This is a genomic window from Kitasatospora sp. NPDC056651 (genome assembly GCF_042792155.1).
Classification (GTDB): domain Bacteria; phylum Actinomycetota; class Actinomycetes; order Streptomycetales; family Streptomycetaceae; genus Kitasatospora.
In genome coordinates, this window is the sequence record NZ_JBHTWX010000148.1 from 651 (window position 1) to 19,275 (window position 18,625).

The 18,625-nt window shown below is 74.3% G+C and carries 12 protein-coding genes; 7 read left to right on the plus strand and 5 right to left on the minus strand.

The features are described from left to right. Positions 1-176: 176 nt before the first annotated feature. On the minus strand, positions 177-2,363 hold the full coding sequence (locus tag ACFRAR_RS35625) for an MMPL family transporter (RefSeq protein WP_380704013.1): 2,187 nt from the start codon (positions 2,361-2,363) through the stop codon (positions 177-179). 544 nt (positions 2,364-2,907) lie between these two features. On the opposite strand from ACFRAR_RS35625, the gene ACFRAR_RS35630 reads away from it, so the two are divergent. The 4 genes from ACFRAR_RS35630 (at position 2,908) to ACFRAR_RS35645 (ending at position 8,266) form a co-directional block, all read left to right on the plus strand. Further along, a complete protein-coding gene (locus ACFRAR_RS35630; RefSeq protein ID WP_380704015.1) occupies positions 2,908-5,190 on the plus strand; it encodes an MMPL family transporter in 2,283 nt (760 codons plus the stop codon). Positions 5,191-5,306: 116 nt separating this feature from the next. After that, positions 5,307-6,200: a phosphotransferase enzyme family protein gene (locus ACFRAR_RS35635; protein WP_380704017.1), complete on the plus strand. Its 894-nt coding sequence runs from the start codon at positions 5,307-5,309 to the stop codon at positions 6,198-6,200. A 173-nt stretch (positions 6,201-6,373) separates the two neighbouring features. Next, positions 6,374-7,402: a polysaccharide deacetylase family protein gene (locus ACFRAR_RS35640; RefSeq protein WP_380704019.1), complete on the plus strand. Its 1,029-nt coding sequence runs from the start codon at positions 6,374-6,376 to the stop codon at positions 7,400-7,402. A 120-nt stretch (positions 7,403-7,522) separates the two neighbouring features. Further along, entirely contained in the window at positions 7,523-8,266 is a 744-nt protein-coding gene (locus tag ACFRAR_RS35645) for a hypothetical protein (RefSeq protein WP_380704021.1), read from the plus strand. 50 nt (positions 8,267-8,316) lie between these two features. On the opposite strand, the gene ACFRAR_RS35650 is transcribed toward ACFRAR_RS35645, so the two are convergent. The 4 genes from ACFRAR_RS35650 to ACFRAR_RS35665 form a co-directional block, all read right to left on the minus strand. Beyond that, positions 8,317-8,787: a GNAT family N-acetyltransferase gene (locus tag ACFRAR_RS35650; protein WP_380704023.1), complete on the minus strand. Its 471-nt coding sequence runs from the start codon at positions 8,785-8,787 to the stop codon at positions 8,317-8,319. 28 nt (positions 8,788-8,815) lie between these two features. Beyond that, positions 8,816-9,517 (minus strand): exonuclease domain-containing protein, encoded by a 702-nt coding sequence (locus ACFRAR_RS35655; protein WP_380704025.1) that lies wholly within the window; start codon positions 9,515-9,517, stop codon positions 8,816-8,818. A gap of 143 nt (positions 9,518-9,660) precedes the next feature. Next, a complete protein-coding gene (locus tag ACFRAR_RS35660; protein WP_380704027.1) occupies positions 9,661-10,167 on the minus strand; it encodes a GNAT family N-acetyltransferase in 507 nt (168 codons plus the stop codon). Between the two features lie 46 nt (positions 10,168-10,213). Then, the gene (locus tag ACFRAR_RS35665; protein ID WP_380704029.1) at positions 10,214-11,491 is read right to left on the minus strand and encodes an SAV2148 family HEPN domain-containing protein; all 1,278 of its coding nucleotides are present in this window, start codon (positions 11,489-11,491) and stop codon (positions 10,214-10,216) included. 404 nt (positions 11,492-11,895) lie between these two features. On the opposite strand from ACFRAR_RS35665, the gene glgX reads away from it, so the two are divergent. From glgX to treZ, 3 genes are all read left to right on the plus strand, one after another. After that, on the plus strand, positions 11,896-14,082 hold the full coding sequence (gene glgX, locus ACFRAR_RS35670) for a glycogen debranching protein GlgX (RefSeq protein ID WP_380704035.1): 2,187 nt from the start codon (positions 11,896-11,898) through the stop codon (positions 14,080-14,082). Positions 14,083-14,222: 140 nt separating this feature from the next. Next, complete coding sequence (gene treY, locus ACFRAR_RS35675) at positions 14,223-16,721, plus strand: malto-oligosyltrehalose synthase (RefSeq protein WP_380704031.1); 2,499 nt, start codon at positions 14,223-14,225, stop codon at positions 16,719-16,721. After that, positions 16,721-18,454, plus strand: coding sequence for a malto-oligosyltrehalose trehalohydrolase (gene treZ / locus ACFRAR_RS35680; RefSeq protein ID WP_380704033.1), 1,734 nt, complete (start codon positions 16,721-16,723; stop codon positions 18,452-18,454). The genes treY and treZ overlap by 1 nt, the downstream gene beginning before the upstream one ends. Positions 18,455-18,625: the final 171 nt, after the last annotated feature.

Genomic DNA, 18,625 nt, shown 5'->3' on the forward strand with positions numbered 1-18,625 from the left:
CCCTGTTCGGAGCGCCCCCCGCCCCCCCCGGGGCGCGGGGGGTTATCCCCCGCCATTTTGAACTGTTTGGGGGTTCTGTGACCCGGCGCCCCGGCCCCCCCCCCCCGGGGGGCCCCCGCCTGTTCTTCCTCGGGTCGACCGGTTTCTTCCCGGACCGACCGGTCAGGGTCGGCCGGTCAGCGCCGGCCGGCCGGCTCCGGCACGCCGTACGGGTCGGCCAGCGGGGCCGGGCCCTCGCCGCGGCCGTGGCCGGCGGTGTCCCCGTGCCCGGGCCACCAGGCCCGGCGGCCGAGCAGCGCGGTGAGCGCCGGGGTGAAGAACATCGACATCACGAAGGCCGCGATGAGGATGCCGATGGCGATCGAGAAGCCCATCTCGCTCATCATGGTGTTCCCGGCCAGCAGCATGGTGCCGAAGGTCGCGGCCAGGATGAAGCCGGCCGCCGCCACCGTCGGGCCGCCGTGGCGGATCGCCTGGCTCGCCGCCTCGCGGGGGCTGCGGCCCTCGCGGGCCTCCTCGCGCAGTCGGGCGATCATCAGGATGTTGTAGTCGGTGCCGAGCGCGACCACGAACAGGTAGATCAGGATCGGCAGCATGAACATCAGGCCCTGCTCGCCCTTGATGTTCTGGAACAGCAGGGTGGTGGCGCCGAGGGTGGCGCCGAAGCCCAGGCCGACCGAGGCCATCAGGTACCAGGGGGCGACCACGCTGCGCAGCAGCAGGCCGAGGATCACCATGATCAGCACGGCGGCGATCGGGAAGACCAGGCTGTAGTCGTGGGCCATCGCCGTGTTGATGTCCTTGTACACGGAGGTGGTGCCGGCGACGTAGGCCTTGGTGCCGGCGGGCGCGTGGTCGTGGGCGACCGTGCGGACCTCGCCGATGGTGTCGATGGCCTTGTTGCTGGCCGCCTGGTCCTTGAGGACGACGGTGATGTCGGCGGTGAGCCCGTCCTTGCTGACGCCGCGCTCCGGGTCCGGCAGGGCGGCGCCGGCCACGCCGGGCACCTTGCCCAGGTCATCCACGTAGCCCTTGAGCCCGGCGACGTCGATCTTCTTGCCGTCCTGGCTGGTCAGGTAGATGTGGGCGGGGTCGGCGGCACCGGCCGAGTAGGCCTTGATCATGGTGTCCTGGACGACCATCGACTCCTTGGACTTCGGCATCGAGCTGCCGGCCATGTCGAAGGTGCCCTGGTAGTTGAGCGCGGCGACCGCGAGGCCGGCCATCACCAGGCCGGAGAGCACGGCGGCGGCGGCCGGACGGCGGCCGACGGCGCGGCCCATCGCGGCGAAGCGGGCGTTGGACGGCTCGCGCTGCCAGGCCTTGGAGGGCCAGAACAGGACCTTCTCGGGGATCAGGCAGAGGATCGCGGGCACCAGGGTGACCGAGGCGACGGCGGTGACGGCCACCGCGATGGCCAGCGACGGGCCGAGCGCCTTGAACATGCCGAGGCTGGACAGGACGAGCACGGCGAAGGCGACCACGACCGCGCCGGCGGCGGAGGCGATGGCCTCGCCGACCCGGCCGACCGCGTTGGCGACGGCCTGCTTGCGGTTGTCCCCGGCCCGCAGCCGCTCGCGGTAGCGGAACATCAGGAACAGGAAGTAGTCGGTGCCGACGCCGTAGAGCACGACGGTGAGGATCTGTTCCATCGAGTTGTCGGCCTTGAGTCCGAACACCTTGCTGGCGTCCGCGATCAGGCCGTTGGCGACCATCGAGTAGATGATCACCGAGAGGATCGGCAGCAGCGCGATGATCGGGCTGCGGAAGATGATCCCGAGCGTGAGCAGGATGATCACGACCGTGCCGAGGCCGATCAGCATGCCGGCCGTCTTGCCGGCGTCCTGCTGGTCGAGGTTCATCGCGGCCGGGCCGCCGACCTGGAACTTGAGGTTGCTGCCGGAGGCGAGCGCGGCGCCCTCCTCGCGGATCTTCTTCGCGGCCTCGGGGAACTCGTCCGTCTGCATCTTGGCCTTGTCCATGGAGACCATGGACATCGCGTACTTGTGGTCCTGGGAGTACGACGCCGGGCCGACCGGGAGGACCGTCTCGACCAGCGGTATCTTCTTGTCGGCCAGCCCCTGGGTGACCTTGGTCATGGCCGCCGCGTCGCCCGCGTCCAGCGCGCCGCCGTCGGTGCGCTCGAAGAGCAGCAGCGCGGAGGGCGAGATGTTGGCCGGGAACGCCTTCTGCTGGAGCTCCATCGCCTGGATGGACTCGTAGTGCTTGGGCAGGAAGGCCGCCTCATCGGTGTTGGCCTTCAGTGGCGGGGCGGTCGCGATGATCGCGACCGCGGCGATCAGCCATGCGCCGATCACCCACCAGGGGCGGCGAACGACGAATTGTCCTAGTCGGTGGAACATGCTCGTGATGCCTCCTGGGCATGGTTCACCGCAGCCCTTGGGGGACGGGACGCCGGGCGACGGCAGGACCGGCCGGGAACGCCCTAGAGGCTCCCTTGCCGGTCGGCAGGTAAGTGGGTCTGGGGCATCATCCTACGAGCACTTGCTTGCCGCCCGGCAAGGAGCCCCCGTCTGCTTCAACCCCCGTAGGCCGCCCCGAAGCGGCCCCGCCTCAGTCTCTCCCGGGCGCAACCCCGTTGACCTCGTGCTCCGGGTGGAGACAGGTCCCCCTCAGGGTGGAGTTGTGCCCCCTACCCCCCAGGAGGAGATCTCGGGGTACCGGGGTAGGGGAAATCCCGGGGTAGGGAAAACCCCACCCCGACCCCGTGGAGAGCACCAGCAGGTGCCGACCCGCCAGCCGGATTACCCGTCGGACCCCCTCTGCCTAGTGTCGATCGGGACGCCGGAACGCAGCCGGCGCACCGCGGCCGGCGGCTCTCCCGACCGATGGCCCCACCGCTCCCGTTCCGGCGACGACCGCCGCTCTCCCTGGGGGGAACCACCGATGACACCCGTGAGGACCAGACTCGGCCTGGCCGCCGCGATGGGCGCCTGGAGCGCCAGGCACCGCAAGACCGCGGTGTTCGGCTGGCTGCTCTTCGTCGTCCTGGCCGCCGCGCTCGGCAACGCCCACGGCAGCACCAGGATCACCGAGGCCGAGTCGATACCCGGGCAGGTCTCCCGGGCCGCGCGGATCCTCGACGAGGCCGGGCTGAAGAGCCCGGCCGCCGAGACCGTCCTGGTCCAGAGCGCCACCCTCGGCGCCGACGACCCGGGGTTCCGCGCCGCCGTCGGCCAGGTCGTCGCCGCCGTGGACGCCACCGGCAAGGCCGCCGAGGTCCGCTCGCCGTACGACACCAAGGCCGTCTCGGCGGACGGACACTCCGCACTGGTGGTGCTGACCCTCAAGGGCGACCCCGAGAAGGCGGTGGACGAGGTCCAGCCGGTGCTGGACGCGGTGGCCGGCGTGCAGAAGCGCAATCCCGGCCTGACCGTGGTCGAGCTCGGCGACGCCAGCTCCGGCAAGTGGATGCAGGACCAGATGCAGACCGACTTCGCCCGCGCCGAGTGGACCGCCGTGCCGCTCGCTCTCGGCATCCTGCTGGTCGCCTTCGGCGCGCTGGTCGCCGCCGTGCTGCCGGTGGTGCTCGCGCTGACCGCCTTCGTCGCCGCCGCCGGACTGGTCGCGCTCGGCAGCGGGTTCCTGCACACCAGCAGCGACGCCAGTTCGGTGATGCTGCTGGTCGGCCTCGCCGTCGGCGTCGACTACTGCCTCTTCTACCTGCGCCGCGAGCGCGAGGAGCGGGCCGCCGGGCGGGACGCGGCCACCGCGCTCGCCGTGGCCGCCGCCACCAGCGGCCGCGCGGTGCTGGTCTCCGGCGTCACCGTGGTCGTCGCCATGGCCGGGATGTTCCTCACCGGGATCGCCACCTTCCAGGCGATGGCCTTCTCCACCATCGTGGTCGTGGTCACCGCCGTGCTCGGCTCGCTCACCGTGCTGCCCGCGCTGCTGTCGATGCTCGGCGACCGGGTCGAGAAGGGCCGGGTGCCGTTCCTCGCCAGGCGGCGCCGCCCGGAGGCGGCCGGTGCCGCGACCGGCGGACGGTTCTGGAACGCGGTGCTCACCCCGGTGCTGCGCCGTCCGCTGGCCGCCACCGTCCTCGCCGGCGCCGCCCTGCTGGCCCTGGCCGCGCCACTGCTCACCATGCACACCGCCAAGCTCACCTTCCAGCAGCAGCTGCCCGCGGGCAACGCCCTGGTCGCCGCCTCCCAGAAGATCGAGGCCGCCTTCCCGGGCAGCCCCGCCCCCGCCACCGTGGTGATCAAGGCCGCCGACATCGACTCCCCCGCGATGACCGCCGCGATCGCCGACCTCGAGGCGAAGGCCCTGGCCGGCGGCCGGATGCACGGCCCGGTGGAGGTCACCGTGCACCCCGAGAAGAACGTGGCCACCGTCGGCATCCCGCTCAACGGCACCGGCAACGACACCACCAGCAACGAGGCCCTGAGGAGCCTGCGCGAGGACCTGGTGCCCGCCACCGTGCTCAAGGTGCCCGGCACCGAGGCCCCGGTCACCGGCAGCACCGCCGCCTCGTACGACTTCAACCGGAAGATGACCGGCTCGATGCCGCTGGTCTTCGGCTTCGTGGTCGCCTTCGCCTTCCTGCTGATGCTCACCTCCTTCCGCTCCCCGGTCGTCGCCCTCACCGCCGTGGTGCTCAACCTGCTGTCGGTGGGCGCCGCGTACGGGGTGCTGACGCTGGTCTTCCAGCACGGCGTGGGCGCCTCGCTGCTGGGCACCGCCGGGGTCGGCGCGGTGGAGTCCTGGGTGCCGCTGTTCCTCTTCGTGATCCTCTTCGGGCTCTCGATGGACTACCACGTCTTCGTGGTCTCCCGGATCAAGGAGGGCCACGACCGCGGCCTGCCGACCAGGGCCGCGATCGCCCACGGCATCCGCTCCACGGCCGGGGTGGTCACCAGCGCCGCGGTGATCATGGTGGCGGTGTTCTCGGTCTTCGGCTCGCTCTCCATGCAGGTGATGAAGCAGATGGGCGTGGGCCTGGCGGTCGCGGTGCTGATCGACGCCACGGTGATCCGCGCGGTGCTGCTGCCCTCGGTGATGACCCTGCTGGGCGACCTCAACTGGTACCTGCCGCGCTGGCTGCGCCGGCTGCCGGACCTCTCGCACGGCGAGTCCGCCCCGGCTGCCACCGCGCCGGCCACCGCACCGGAAACCCCGATGGCCTCCCCGATGGCCTCCCCCGTCGGAGCGCCGAGCCGCCGGTGACCCTGGTCACGCCCCGGTGCCGCCGGGCCCCGCGACGCGCGGGGTCCGGCATCCGTGCGTCATGATGATCACCGTCCCGGAATCCCCCGGACGCACCGGCGGAACGGAGCCCAGTCATGATCCCCTTCGACGAGGGCCGCGCCCGGCTGCTGCTCGCCCAGGCCTGCGAGTCCGCCGGACTGCCCGCCCCGGACGGCGCCACGCTGCTCGCGCTCGGCGAGAACGCCGTCTTCGACCTCGGCGACCCGGCCGTGGTCGCCAAGGTCGGCCGCGGTCCCGAACTGTACGACCGGGCGCACCGCGAGCTGGCCCTCGCCCACTGGCTGGCCGGACAGGACGTGCCGGTGGTGCGCCCGTACGACGCGGTGGCGCCCGAGCCGCAGCTCGCCGACGGCCACCCGGTCACCTTCTGGCACCGGCTCGCCCCCGCCGTCCGCCCCGCCCGCCCGGTCGACCTCGCCCCGCTGCTGCGCGACCTGCACCGGCTGCCGCTGCCGCCCTTCACCCTCGGCCGGCGCGACCTGCTGGCCCCGGTCGAACGCTGGCTGGCCTCCGCCGAGGGCCACGTCGACCCGGCGGACGTCGTCTTCCTGCGCCACCGCCGGGACGCCTTCGCGGCCGCCCTGCCCGACCTGGTGCCGCGGCTGCACCCCGGGGTGATCCACGGCGACGCGCTGCCGCGCAACGTCCACGTCGGCCCGGACGGGCCGGTGCTGCTCGACCTGGAGTTCATGGCGAACGACCTGCGCGAGCACGACCTGGTGGTCCTCGCGCTCAGCCAGGACCGGTACGGCGTGCCCGTCGAGGAGTACCGCGCGTTCACCGAGGCGTACGGCTGGGACGTGCGCGAGTGGCCCGGCTTCACGGTGCTGCGCGGCGCCCGGGAGACCGCCAGCGCCTCCTGGGTGGCGCAGCAGGCGGCCAGCAACCCGGCCGCGCTGAAGGAGTTCCGGCGCCGGGTCGACTCGCTGCGGGACGGGGCCACCGAGGTGCGCTGGTACCCGTTCTGACGGTGGTGGCGATACCCCTGTGGGCGCCGGGCCGCCAACCGGGGCGAGTGTGAGAAGACTCCTGCGACGGTCCGGTCCGGTCCGCAACCATGGCACGTACGATCGGCGTCCTATCGGACAGTCATCCTGACCCGAGAGACCGGCACCGTACTCGCACCTCAGGAGCCGCCGCCATGCACCGGACCGCCCGCCACCCCTCCTCCCCGACCCGACCGTCCCGCTCCAGGCGCCGGCTGCTCACGGGTTGTGCCGCGGTGGCCGCCGCCCTGGGGCTGGCGGCGTGCGGGACCGCGAACGGCGCGCTCCAGCCGTCGAGCGCCCCCGTGACCTCCGGGACGCCGGCCGCGAGCGCCCGGCCGAGCGGGACGGCGGCGACCGCCATCGCACCGGCGCCCGGTTCGGACGCCGTACCGCCGGGCAGCGCCGCGGCCACCCCCGCCGCTCCCCCGACGACGGCGAAGCCGCACCCGTCGACGGCGACGGGCTCGCCCGTCGCCGCCAAGCCCAGCGCACCGGCCACCCCGGCCGCGCCGGCCGCCGACCAGCCCGCCACCCCGACCGGTGCCCCGGCCTCACCCGCCGCGCCGCCGCCGCACACCGGGGCGGGCACCGTGATCGGTTCCACCGCCTCCGGCGGCCGCACCGTCGCACTCACCTTCGACGACGGTCCCGGCCCGGCCACCGGTCAGATCCTCGACCTGCTGGCCCAGTACCACGCCAAGGCCGTGTTCTGCGAGATCGGCCAGAACGCCGCCGCCAACCCGGCCACGGTCAAGCGGATCCTGGCCGCCGGGCACCGGCTCTGCGACCACACCGTCCACCACCCGCAGCCGTTCGCGAAGCTCCCGCACGACAAGGCCGCGTACGAGATCACCGCCGCCCGGGACATGATCGTCCAGGCGGGCGGCCCCGGCACCGAGGTCGGCTGGTTCCGCGCCCCGGGCGGCGGGTTCAACGCCGACAACGAGCACATCACCGCGGGCCTGGGGATGTCCTCGCTGGGCTGGTCCGTCGACACCCGCGACTGGTCCCGTCCGGGCGTGCCGGCGATCGTGTCGGCCGTACAGCGGCAGCTCAAGCCCGGCGGCGTGATCCTGATGCACGACGGCGGCGGCGACCGCGGCCAGACCGTGGCCGCGCTCAAGCAGCTGCTGCCCTGGCTGGTCGGGCAGGGGTACACCTTCGACTTCCCGGCCGCGTAACGCCGGCCGTTTCCCCCCGCTCCGGCCGTTTCCCCCCGCCCTGGCCGTTTCCCCCTCGTTCACCGGCCGGAGCGGGGACGCGCACCGCCCGTCCCGACCGCCGCACTACCCTCCCCGGTCGTGACTGCCAAGACTCCTGCGCCCCCTCGACTCCCCTACCTCCAGCGGCGCCTGGGCTTCGGCCGGGCGGTCGCGGCACTGCTCTTCCTGGCGCTGTGCGCGGAGGCCGGCCGGCTGTTCGCGGCCGGGGTGGTCGCCTACCGGGCCCCCGAGACCTGCTCGCCGCTCTGCCTCGGCTCGCCGTCCACCCAGGCGTACTGGACCGGCGCCGTGCTGTGCTGGCTGACGGGCATGGTGGGCGCGGCGCTGGTGGGCCGCTCCCCCGGGGCCGGCGCCCCGAGCCGGCTGCCCGCCGGCGGGGTCCTGTTCCTCGCCGTCCTGGCCGGCGCGCTCGGCGCGGTCTACGGGCCCGGCGGGCCGTACCGGGCCGCGCTGCCCGCCGTCGCGATGCTGGCGGCGGTCAGTCTGGTCCTGGTGGCCCACTCCGAGTCCCGGCTGCGCGCGCAGCACCGTGCGTACCGGGCCGCCCGGACGAGCGCCGACCGGCTCACCGCCCACGGGGTGAGCACCACCGGCACCGTCACCTCCGTCCAGCCCGGCGAGCCGACCGGCTTCGCCCAGCCGCAGTTCCGGCTCACCGTCGGCTACGCGACGCCCGACGGCGTCGCCCGCAGCCTGGTCTGCGTGGTCCGCGTCCAGGCCTACCTCGCGCCCCGGGTCGGGCAGTCGCTGACCGTCCGCTACGACCCGCTGGCCCCGGACACCGCCGAGGCGGCCATCGTGCCGCCGCCCGAGGGCGCCTGACGCCGTACCCGGGACCTCGCCCGTAGGCCAGTCGACGGTCACTCGACGGGTCAGTCGACGGTCAGCCGGTAGACCTGCCGGGAACCGCCCTCTGGGCCGGGGTCGGCGGCCTCGGCCGGGGTGAAGCCCAGCCGCTCGTAGAAGACCCGGGCACCGCTCGCCACCGCGCCGGGGTGGTCCGCGCCGAAGGTCACCACCTCGACGGTGGCCGGGCCCCGGACGTGGCGGCGCAGCACGTCCCCGACCAGCTCCCGGCCGACGCCGGTGCCCCGGGCGCGACCGGCGACCACCAGCCAGTGCAGGTGGTGCGGCCCCTCGCCGCCGACGCCGACGCCGAACAGCAGGGCGCCGAGCAGCCCCTCGCCGTCCTCGACGACGGTCGCCAGGCCCTGGTCGACGCCGTCGCGCACCGCGCGGTGGAAACCCGGTTCGGCGACCATCGGGCCGAACCAGTGCTCGACCTCGGCGGCGAGGGCGAGGAAGCCGGGCAGGTCGTCGGGGCGGGCGAGGCGGACGGTCATCCGGGCAGTGTGCCGGCCGGCCGTCGCCTCACCGGGCCGGCCAGCGCGGGTCGACCACGGCCTGCGGGTCCTTGCCGCGGCGCAGCCAGGCCTGGAGGCCCTCGGCCCACTGCCGGTACCAGTCGATCTGCCGCCGGTGCAGTTCGGCGGGCTCCACCGCCCCCACCTCGGCCGGGTAGCGCCCGGCGAGCGCGACGGCGACCCGGACGGCGGCCAGCGCGTCGCTGCCCGCCTCGTGGGCGTCCGTCAGCTCGACCCCGTACAGCTCGCAGACCCGCTGCAGGGTGCGCGAGCCCTTGCGGTACTTGTCCACGGCCCGGTCGATCACCAGGGCGTCCAGCACCGGCCCGACCGGCCGGCCCAGGCGCTCGTCGAGCGTCGCGAGCCCGTACCGGCGCAGCTCGGCGTCGAGCAGCGACAGGTCGAACGGGGCGTTGAACGCCACCACCGGCCGCCCGTCGGCGATCCGCTCGCACAGCGCGGCGGCTATCTCCTCCACCGCCTCCTTCGCCGGTCTGCCCTTGCTCCGCGCCACCTCGTCCCCGATCCCGTGGATCGCCTCCGCCTCGGCGGGTATCGGCACCCCGGGGTCGAGCAGCCAGTGCGCGGCGCCCACCCGGGCGGCCCCGACGGTGTCCACGAGGGCGGCCGTGACGATGCGGTCCACGGCCGGGTCGGTGCCCGTGGTCTCCAGGTCGAAGCCGACCAGTGGCTGCTGCCACCAGCTCATCAGGTGTGTCCTTCCGTCCTGTCTCCCGAAACAGCCCCTATCATCACCCGCCCCACCGACAACCCGGCCCACGGGGAGCCCGGGGCCGGGCGAGGGGGCCGACCCGGGAAGCGGCCCGGGGAGCGGCCTGGGACAGGGCCCGGCTAGACCCGCAGCCGTTCGGCGGCCGGGTCGGTGCGCACCGCCGGTGCCGGGCGGTGGAGGAAGACGTCGATCCCGTCCTCGTGCTCGGTGAGGAAGCCGTGCCGTTCGTACAGGCGGCGGGCGGCGCTGCCCTGGAGCACGTTCAGCCGGACGGGGTCGCCCGCCGCGTCGGCCTCGGCGAGGACGTGACGCAGGACGGCGGTGCCCAGGCCCCGGCCCTGGTGGCGCGGGTGGAGGTAGAAGTGCTCCAGCCACCGGCCGCCCTGTTCGGCGGGGCGGACGGTGACGGAGCCGGCGAAGGAGCGGCCCGGGGAGGTCCGGCCGGCCAGCACGATCGAGGTGTGTCCGGGCGAGAAGCCGTCGCGCAGCCGTTGGCGGACCAGGTGTTCGTCGTAGCGGCCGAGGCGTTCGAGGTCGGCGCGCATCACCTCGGCCCGCAGTTCGGCGACGGGTTCGACGTCGTCGGGCGTGGCGGGGCGAAGGCTCCAGTCGGGGTCGCTGTTCACGGCCCGCAGTCTGGCAGTTGTGCCACCGCGCCGACCAGCGCCTTTCTCAGGACACCGGCCGGGAGTCGGCCCAGATGTTCTCGAACTCCTCGCGGTAGACCTCCAGCAGGCCGGGCTCGGTGCCGCCGGGCTGCTGGCCGGCGCCGCCGCGCAGCACCAGGGCCGGGGATTCCATGCCGCGGGCGCGGCGCAGGTAGGGCTGGATGACGCCGAGGTCGCGGCCCTGCCGGCGGCCGCCGCTCTGGCCGGCGGTGCGGGGGCCCTCGACCAGGTAGGCGGTGAAGCGAGGGGTCTCGTCGAAGACCCGGATCTCGAAGCCGCCCTGGTCCCGCAGATGGGCCCGGACCCGCCGCACGTGCATGATGTTCATCTCGATGGAGCGGGACAACTCGCTTCGCCCGAGGCCGAGTTCGCGTTCGCGGCGGCGTACCGCGCTGCTCGCCGGGTTGAGGAAGAGCAGCCGCACCCGGCAGCCCTCCGACGCGAGGCGCACCAGGCGTTTGCCGGTGTAGTTCTGGCAGAGCATGCCGAGGCCGATGCCGAGCGCGTCGAGGCGCCGGGCGCCGTCCAGCAGGTCCTCCACCGGCAGGTCGCGCTGGAGCCGGACCCGGTCGGCGTGCACCGCGACCACGTCGGCGTAGCGGCCGGCGACCAGGGATTCGACCACGTCGGCGGGCACTCCGCCGCCGGCGCCGCCGTCCAGTACGGCGAGCAGCCGGGCGGCGGCCCGTTCGGTCTGGGCCAGCACGGTCTGGGTGAGCACCCGGTTGCGGGAGACGACGTGCCGGGCGACCTCCAGTTCGTCCAGGGCGAGTTCGATCTCGCGCCGGTCGGCCAGGAACGGTTCGAAGCAGGGCCAGTGCTGGACCATCAGCTCGCGCAGCTGGGGCAGGGTGAGGAAGACCAGCGGGTCGTCGTCGGCGGGGTCGAGGAGGTAGCCCTTGCGGCGGCTGACCTCGCGTACGGCGCCGGCCCGGTGGGCCCACTCCTCGCCGGCCGGTCCGGCGGCGGCGGTGACCCAGTCCTCGCCGTGGGCGGGGGCGTAGATCGGGTGCAGCACCTCGTCGACGAGGGCGCGCAGCCGCTGCTCGACCAGGTTGAGCCAGACGTAGGCGCGCCCGGACAGCCGGACCCGCTGGTAGGCGTCCTCCCACTCGCCGGCGGACCAGGCCAGTGCGGGTATCTCGACGGGCCCGGCCTGGGCGGGCACCAGGGCCCGGCCGGTCAGGGTGGGGCGCATGACCACCGTGGGCGCCTCGCTGCGGGCGCCGCCCCGGTCGGGGCCGCCGGGCCCGGAGCCACGGCCGCCAGCGGGGAACACCATGCGCCACCTCATCTGCGGCTGACCCCCGCGGACGCGGGGGCCGTTGACAGGCCGTTGACAAGCACCGGGTCGGCCGGGGCGGCCGGACGATCAAGGGTACTGCCCGCCGCGAGCGGCCCGCAGCCGGATCCCGGCGGGCCGACGCGCACCGCCGGTCCCGCACACGCCACGGGCCGCCTCGAATCTTCACAGGAATGAGTGCCGGACACCCGTTCGGGCGAACCCCGGCACTACCTCCCGGCCTCCGGGGAAGGGCTCGGGGAGTATTGCGGGCTGTGCCCTGCGTCACGGCGCGCGAGCGTCGCACATGCCCGGCCGCCCGGCCGGGCAGAGAGCGCACGGGTCCGGGAAGACTGTCGGACCAACTGTCAGTTTCCTTACGCCAGATGGGAGTTGAGGCCATCATGCAGGTCTGGCCCGGCACGCCCTACCCGCTCGGCGCCACCTACGACGGGGCCGGCACCAACTTCGCGGTGTTCTCCGAGAGCGCCGACCGGATCGAGCTGTGCCTGATCGGCGAGGACGGCTCCGAGACGGCCGTCGAACTGCGCGAGACGGACGCCTTCGTCCGGCACGCCTACCTCCCGGGCGTCCAGCCCGGCCAGCGCTACGGCTTCCGCGTGCACGGCCCGTACAACCCGGGCCTGGGCCAGCGGCACAACAGCGCCAAGCTGCTGCTGGACCCGTACGCCAAGGCGATGAGCGGGCACATCGACTGGGACGAGTCGGTCTACGGCTACCACTTCGGCGCCCCCGAGCGCCGCAACGACCTGGACTCCGCCCCGCACACCATGCACGCGGTGGTGATCAACCCGTACTTCGACTGGGGCACCGACCGCCCGCCACGCACCGACTACCACCGCACCGTCATCTACGAGGCCCACGTCAAGGGCCTCACCCGGCTGCACCCGGGCATCCCCGAGGAGATCCGGGGCAGCTACGCCGGCCTGGCCCACCCGGCGGTGATCGAGCACCTGGCCAAGCTCGGCGTCACCGCGATCGAGCTGATGCCGGTGCACCAGTTCGTCCGCGACCACCGGCTGCGGGACCTGGGCCTGTCCAACTACTGGGGCTACAACACCGTCGGCTTCTTCGCCCCGCACTCCTCGTACTCCTCCACCGGCGACCGCGGCCAGCAGGTCCAGGAGTTCAAGTCCATGGTCAAGGCGCTGCACGCGGCCGGGATCGAGGTGATCCTCGACGTGGTCTACAACCACACCGCCGAGGGCAACCACCTGGGCCCGACGCTGTCGCTGCGCGGCCTGGACAACGTCTCCTACTACCGCCTCGCCCGGGACCAGCGCTTCTACGAGGACACCACCGGCACCGGCAACAGCCTGCTGATGCGCAGCCCGCACGTGCTCCAGCTGATCATGGACTCGCTGCGCTACTGGGTCACCGAGATGCACGTGGACGGCTTCCGCTTCGACCTCGCCGCCACCCTCGCCCGGCAGTTCCACGAGGTGGACCGGCTCTCCTCCTTCTTCGACCTGGTCCAGCAGGACCCGGTGGTCTCCCAGGCCAAGCTGATCGCCGAGCCCTGGGACCTCGGCGAGGGCGGCTACCAGGTGGGCAACTTCCCGCCGCTGTGGACGGAGTGGAACGGCAAGTACCGGGACACCGTGCGCGACCTGTGGCGCGGCGAGACCGCGGCCCTCGCCGAGTTCGGCTCCCGGCTGACCGGCTCCTCCGACCTCTACCAGGACGACGGGCGCCGTCCGATCGCCTCGATCAACTTCGTGACCTGCCACGACGGTTTCACGCTGCGCGACCTGGTCTCGTACAACGAGAAGCACAACGAGGACAACGGCGAGGACAACCGGGACGGCGAGTCCTTCAACCGCTCCTGGAACTGCGGCGTCGAGGGCCCCTCCGCCGACCCCGGCGTCGAGGAGCTGCGCGCGCGCCAGCAGCGCAACCTCATCGCCACCCTGATGCTCTCCCAGGGCGTGCCGATGCTCTCCCACGGCGACGAACTCGGCCGCACCCAACTGGGCAACAACAACGCCTACTGCCAGGACAACGAGCTCACCTGGATGCACTGGCCCGAGGGCGAGGGGCCGTGGGCTCGGCTGCTGGAGTTCACCCAGGGAATGATCTGGCTGCGCCGCGACCACCCGGTGTTCCGGCGGCGGCGGTTCTTCCACGGGCGGCCGGTGTCGGGCCACGGCCGGTCGGTGTCGAGCCACGGCCGGCCGGTGTCGGGCCACGGCCGGCCGGCGCACGCCTCCGGGGGATTCGACGACCTCACCGACATCGCCTGGTTCACCCCGGCCGGAGAGGAGATGACCAAGCGCAACTGGGGCGCCAACTACGCCAAGTCGCTGACCGTCTTCCTCAACGGCTACGCGATCTCCGAACCGGACCGGCGCGGCGGGCGGATCGTCGACGACTCCTTCCTGCTGATGTTCAACGCGCACTTCGAACCGCTGGAGTTCACCGTGCCCGCAGGGCACGGGCAGGAGTGGCAGGTCGTCGTCGACACCGCCCAGCCCCGGCTGCCCGCCCCGGGCACCGGGGCCCGGGTCAAGGCCGGGGACGCCCTGTGGCTCACCGACCGCTCACTGATGGTGCTGCAACGGCCCGCGTAGCCGGACCCGCACCGGTGCGGCCGACCGCCCCGGCAGCCCGGGCGGCACGCCGTACCGAGCCCGCGAACGGCCCCGGGCGGTCACCTGTTCGGGCCAGCAGCGGGTCTTGGTGGCGGGCTCCCCCGGGTACCTATGGAGCTATGACCCCCGCCGCCGAGCCCCCGCAGCCCCGCCCGGCCGCCACCGCCCCCTCCTCCTCGTACCGCCTCCAGCTCCAGCCCGGGTTCACCCTCCGCGACGCCACCGCCGCCGTGCCCTACCTGGCCGCCCTCGGCGTCTCCCACCTGCACCTCTCCCCGCTGCTGGAGGCCGTCCCCGGCTCCACCCACGGCTACGACACCGTCGACCACACCCGGATCAGCGAGCAGCTCGGCGGCGAGCCCGCGCTGCGCGAGCTGGCCGCCACCGCTCACCGCCACGGGCTGCGGCTGATCGCCGACGTGGTGCCCAACCACATGGCGGTGCCCGCCCCCGAACGGCTCAACCGGCCGCTGTGGCAGGTGCTGCGCGACGGGCCCGACTCCCCGTACGCGCGCTGGTTCGACATCGACTGGACCGCCCAGCCGGGCCCCGCCGACGCCCCCGGGCGCGGGCGGGTGCTGCTGCCGCTGCTCGGCGACCGGCTCGGCGCCGTCCTGGACCAGCTCACCGTGGACGCCGGAGTGCTGCGCTACCACCGGCACGAACTGCCGCTGCGCCCCGGCACCGAGGGCCTGCCGCTGCCCGAGCTGCTCGCCCGCCAGTGGTACCGGCTCGCCTGGTGGCGCCTGGCCCGCACCGAGCTCAACTACCGGCGGTTCTTCACCGTCAACGAGCTGATCGCCCTGCGCGCCGAGGACCCGGAGGTGTTCGCCGCCACCCACGCCGTGCTGCTCGGGCTGCACGCCGACGGCGTCCTGGACGGCTTCCGGATCGACCACCCGGACGGGCTCGCCGACCCGCTCGGCTACCTGCGGCGCCTGGCAGCGGCCACCGGCGGGGCGTCGGGGACCACCGGCGGGGCGTCGGGGACGGCCGCCGGGGCGTCGGGGACCACCCCCGGGGCGTACGTCGTGGTCGAGAAGATCCTCACCGGCGAGGAGCGACTCCCCGAGGACTGGCCGGTGGCCGGCACCACCGGCTACGACGCGCTGCGCCGGATCGACGGCGTGCTCACCGACCACGCGGGCGCCTGCCGGCTGGCCGGGGCGTACGAGTCCTTCCGGCACGGCGGCCCGGTCCGGGACCTCTGCGAGGACCCGCACCCGGCGATCGCCGCCGCCCGGCGCGGGCGCGCCGACATGACCGGGCCGGACGGCGAACTCGCCGCCGAGGTCGAGCGGCTGGTGCGGATCGCGCTGCGGATCGGCGCCGCCGAACCCGCGTGCGCCGACCACTCGCCCGGGCAGCTGCGCGCGGCGCTCGGCCGGCTCCTCACCGGCTACCCGGCGTACCGGCCGTACCCCCGGCCGGGCGAGGCCCCCTCGGCGGCCTCCGCCCGGCAGCTGCGGGCCGCCCTCGACGGCTCCGCCGACCCGACCGACCGCCTGCTGGCCGCCCTCGCCCTCGGCGAACTGGGCCGCGGCACCGAGAAGGACGAGTTCTGCGTGCGCTTCGCCCAGACCGCCGCCGCGGTGGCCGCCAAGGGCGTCGAGGACACCGCCTTCTACCGCTGGAACGCGCTGCCCGCCCTCAACGAGGTCGGCGGCGAGCCCGCCCGGCCCGGGCTGCACCCGGCGGAGTTCCACGACTGGTGCCGCTACCTGGAGCGCACCTGGCCGCACAGCATGACGGCGCTCTCCACCCACGACACCAAGCGCAGCGCCGACGCCCGGGCCCGGCTCACCGCGCTCGCCGAACGGCCGGACGCCTGGGCCGCCGAGGCCGCCGCCTGGTCCACCGCCGCCGGGCCCGGCTCCGACCCGGACGCCGACTGGCTGCTCTGGCACACCCTGGTCGCCGCCTGGCCGATCTCCCCGGACCGGCTGGTCGCCGCCCTGCTCAAGGCCGCCCGCGAGGCCAAGCGGCACACCTCCTGGACCAGCCCCGCCCCGCACTACGAGCAGGAGCTGGAGCAGCGGGCCCGCGCCGCCTACGCCAACCCCGGGCTGCTCCCCCGGATCGAGGGCGCCGTGCACGCCCTCGCCCCGTACGCCCGCGCCAACACCCTGGCCGCCGCGCTGCTGCACCTCACCGTGCCGGGCGTGCCGGACCTCTACCAGGGCAGCGAGGAGCCGCTGTACACCCTGGTGGACCCGGACAACCGGGGCGTGGTGGACTTCGGCGCGCTCGCCGTCCGGCTCACCGACGCGGCCGCGCCGCGCCCCGGCGACCTCGCCCGGGAGAAGCTGCACCTCACCACCACCGCGCTGCACCTGCGCCGCGCCCGACCGCTCGGCCCGTACCGGCCGCTGGCCGCCGCCGGCCCCGCCGCGGAGCACCTGCTGGCCTTCGCCCGGGGCCACGACGTCATCACCGCCGTCACCCGGCTGCCCTACCGGCTGGAACGGGCGGGGGGCTGGCGGGACACCGCGCTGGAGCTGCCGGCCGGCGGGCCGTGGACGGACGAGCTCACCGAGCGGCACTTCCCGGCCGGCCCGGTGCCGGTGGCGCAGCTGCTGACGTCCTCCCCGGTGGCGCTGCTGACGAGGAGGGGCTGATGCCCGCCTACGAGGTGTGGGCGCCGCGCGCCGAGTCCCGGGTCCGGGTCGAAGTCAACGGCTTCTGCTACGAGTTGGCCCGCTGCCCGGACCGTTCGGGGTGGTGGTCCGGCGTGGCCCCGGCCGGCGACTACGCCTTCCGGCTCGACGACGGCCCGCCGCTGCCCGACCCGCGCTCGCCCCGGCAGCCGTACGGCCCGGACGGTCCGAGCCGCCCGGTGGACCACGCCGCGTTCCGCTGGTCGACCTCCGGCCGCCGCGGACGGGCGCTGCCCGGCGCGGTGCTGTACGAGCTGCACGTGGGCACCTTCACCGCCCGCGGCACCTTCGACGCCGCCGCCGAACACCTGGGCCACCTGGTCGAGTTGGGCGTGGACTTCGTCGAGCTGATGCCGGTCTGCCCGTTCCCCGGCCGGCACGGCTGGGGCTACGACGGGGTCTCCCCCTGGGCCGTCCACGAGCCCTACGGCGGCCCCGAGGGGCTCAAGCGCTTCGTGGACGCCGCCCACCGCGCGGGCCTCGGAGTGGTCCTGGACGTGGTGCACAACCACCTCGGCCCCTCCGGCAACCACCTTCCCGCGTACGGCCCGTACTTCACCGACCGGCACCACACCCCGTGGGGTTCGGCGGTCAACCTGGACGCGCCCGGCTCGGACGAGGTGCGCGCCTACCTGATCGGCAGCGCGCTGACCTGGCTGCGCGACTACCGGATCGACGGGCTGCGGCTGGACGCGGTGCACGCCCTCGCGGACGACAGCGCCGTCCACTTCCTGGCGGAACTCTCCTACGAGGTGGAGAGGTTGGCCGTCGCCACCAACCGGCCGCTGTTCCTGGTCGCCGAGTCCGACCTCAACACCCCGGCCACCACCGCCCCGCGCGAGGCCGGCGGCCACGGCCTCACCGCACAGTGGAGCGACGACTTCCACCACGCCCTGCACTGCGCGCTCACCGGCGAATCCCAGGGCTACTACGGGGACTTCGCGCGCGAGCCGCTCGCCGCCCTCGCCAGGACGCTCACCCGGGGGTTCTTCCACGACGGCACCTGGTCCTCCTTCCGCGGCCGCCGCCACGGACGCCCGTTCACCCCCCTCGGCAACGGGCACCGGCTGCTCGGCTACCTCCAGACCCACGACCAGGTCGGCAACCGCGCGCTCGGGGACCGCGTCTCCACCAGCATCTCCCCCGGCCGGCTCGCCTGCGGCGCCGCGCTGGTGCTCACCTCGCCGTTCACCCCGATGCTGTTCATGGGCGAGGAATGGGGCGCCGCCACCCCCTGGCAGTACTTCACCGCCCACACCGACCCGGCGCTCGCCGAAGCCGTCCGGCAGGGCCGGCGGCGGGAGTTCGCCGAGCACGGCTGGGCCGCCGAGGCCGTCCCCGACCCGCAGGAGCCCGCCACCGTGCTGCGCTCGGTGCTCGACTGGACCGAGCCCCGGCGCGCCCCGCACGCCGAACTCCTCGTCTGGTACCGGTGGTTGCTCCGGCTGCGGCGCGAGCGGCCGGAGCTCTCCGATCCGGACCTCAGCACGGTGCGGGTGGAGTTCGACGAGGCGGCCGGCTGGCTGGTGGCACACCGGGGGCCGTACCGGATCGCCGTCAACCTCGGGCCGGGCGAGAGCGCGCTGCCGCTGGGGGCCGCCGGGCGCGAGGTGGTGGCGGCCTTCGGGACGGCGGCGCTGGACGGGCGGGCGGTCCGGGTGGCGGCGGACGCGGTGGCGATCGTCGCCGTCTGACCCGAATCCGCAGGTAGTGGCGGATGGACAGTCAGTTGATCTCTGTGCTGGCCGTTGGTGCCGTTGTGGCGTGTCAGGGTGTGCCGGCGACCCGGCTGTCGTGCCGGGTGAGCGGCTTTCCAGGGCGGTGGTGGGAGGTTCGGGCCCGGTCAGGGCGATCGGTCAGGCTGC

What these genes read in the sequence shown, in the direction of transcription:
- ACFRAR_RS35625 (WP_380704013.1), bottom strand. Translation starts at nt 2,363, where the DNA reads ATGTTCCACCGACTAGGACAATTCGTCGTTCGCCGCCCCTGGTGGGTG.
- ACFRAR_RS35630 (WP_380704015.1), top strand. Translation starts at nt 2,908, where the DNA reads ATGACACCCGTGAGGACCAGACTCGGCCTGGCCGCCGCGATGGGCGCC.
- ACFRAR_RS35635 (WP_380704017.1), top strand. Translation starts at nt 5,307, where the DNA reads ATGATCCCCTTCGACGAGGGCCGCGCCCGGCTGCTGCTCGCCCAGGCC.
- ACFRAR_RS35640 (WP_380704019.1), top strand. Translation starts at nt 6,374, where the DNA reads ATGCACCGGACCGCCCGCCACCCCTCCTCCCCGACCCGACCGTCCCGC.
- ACFRAR_RS35650 (WP_380704023.1), bottom strand. Translation starts at nt 8,787, where the DNA reads ATGACCGTCCGCCTCGCCCGCCCCGACGACCTGCCCGGCTTCCTCGCC.
- ACFRAR_RS35655 (WP_380704025.1), bottom strand. Translation starts at nt 9,517, where the DNA reads ATGAGCTGGTGGCAGCAGCCACTGGTCGGCTTCGACCTGGAGACCACG.
- ACFRAR_RS35665 (WP_380704029.1), bottom strand. Translation starts at nt 11,491, where the DNA reads ATGGTGTTCCCCGCTGGCGGCCGTGGCTCCGGGCCCGGCGGCCCCGAC.
- glgX (WP_380704035.1), top strand. Translation starts at nt 11,896, where the DNA reads ATGCAGGTCTGGCCCGGCACGCCCTACCCGCTCGGCGCCACCTACGAC.
- treY (WP_380704031.1), top strand. Translation starts at nt 14,223, where the DNA reads ATGACCCCCGCCGCCGAGCCCCCGCAGCCCCGCCCGGCCGCCACCGCC.
- treZ (WP_380704033.1), top strand. Translation starts at nt 16,721, where the DNA reads ATGCCCGCCTACGAGGTGTGGGCGCCGCGCGCCGAGTCCCGGGTCCGG.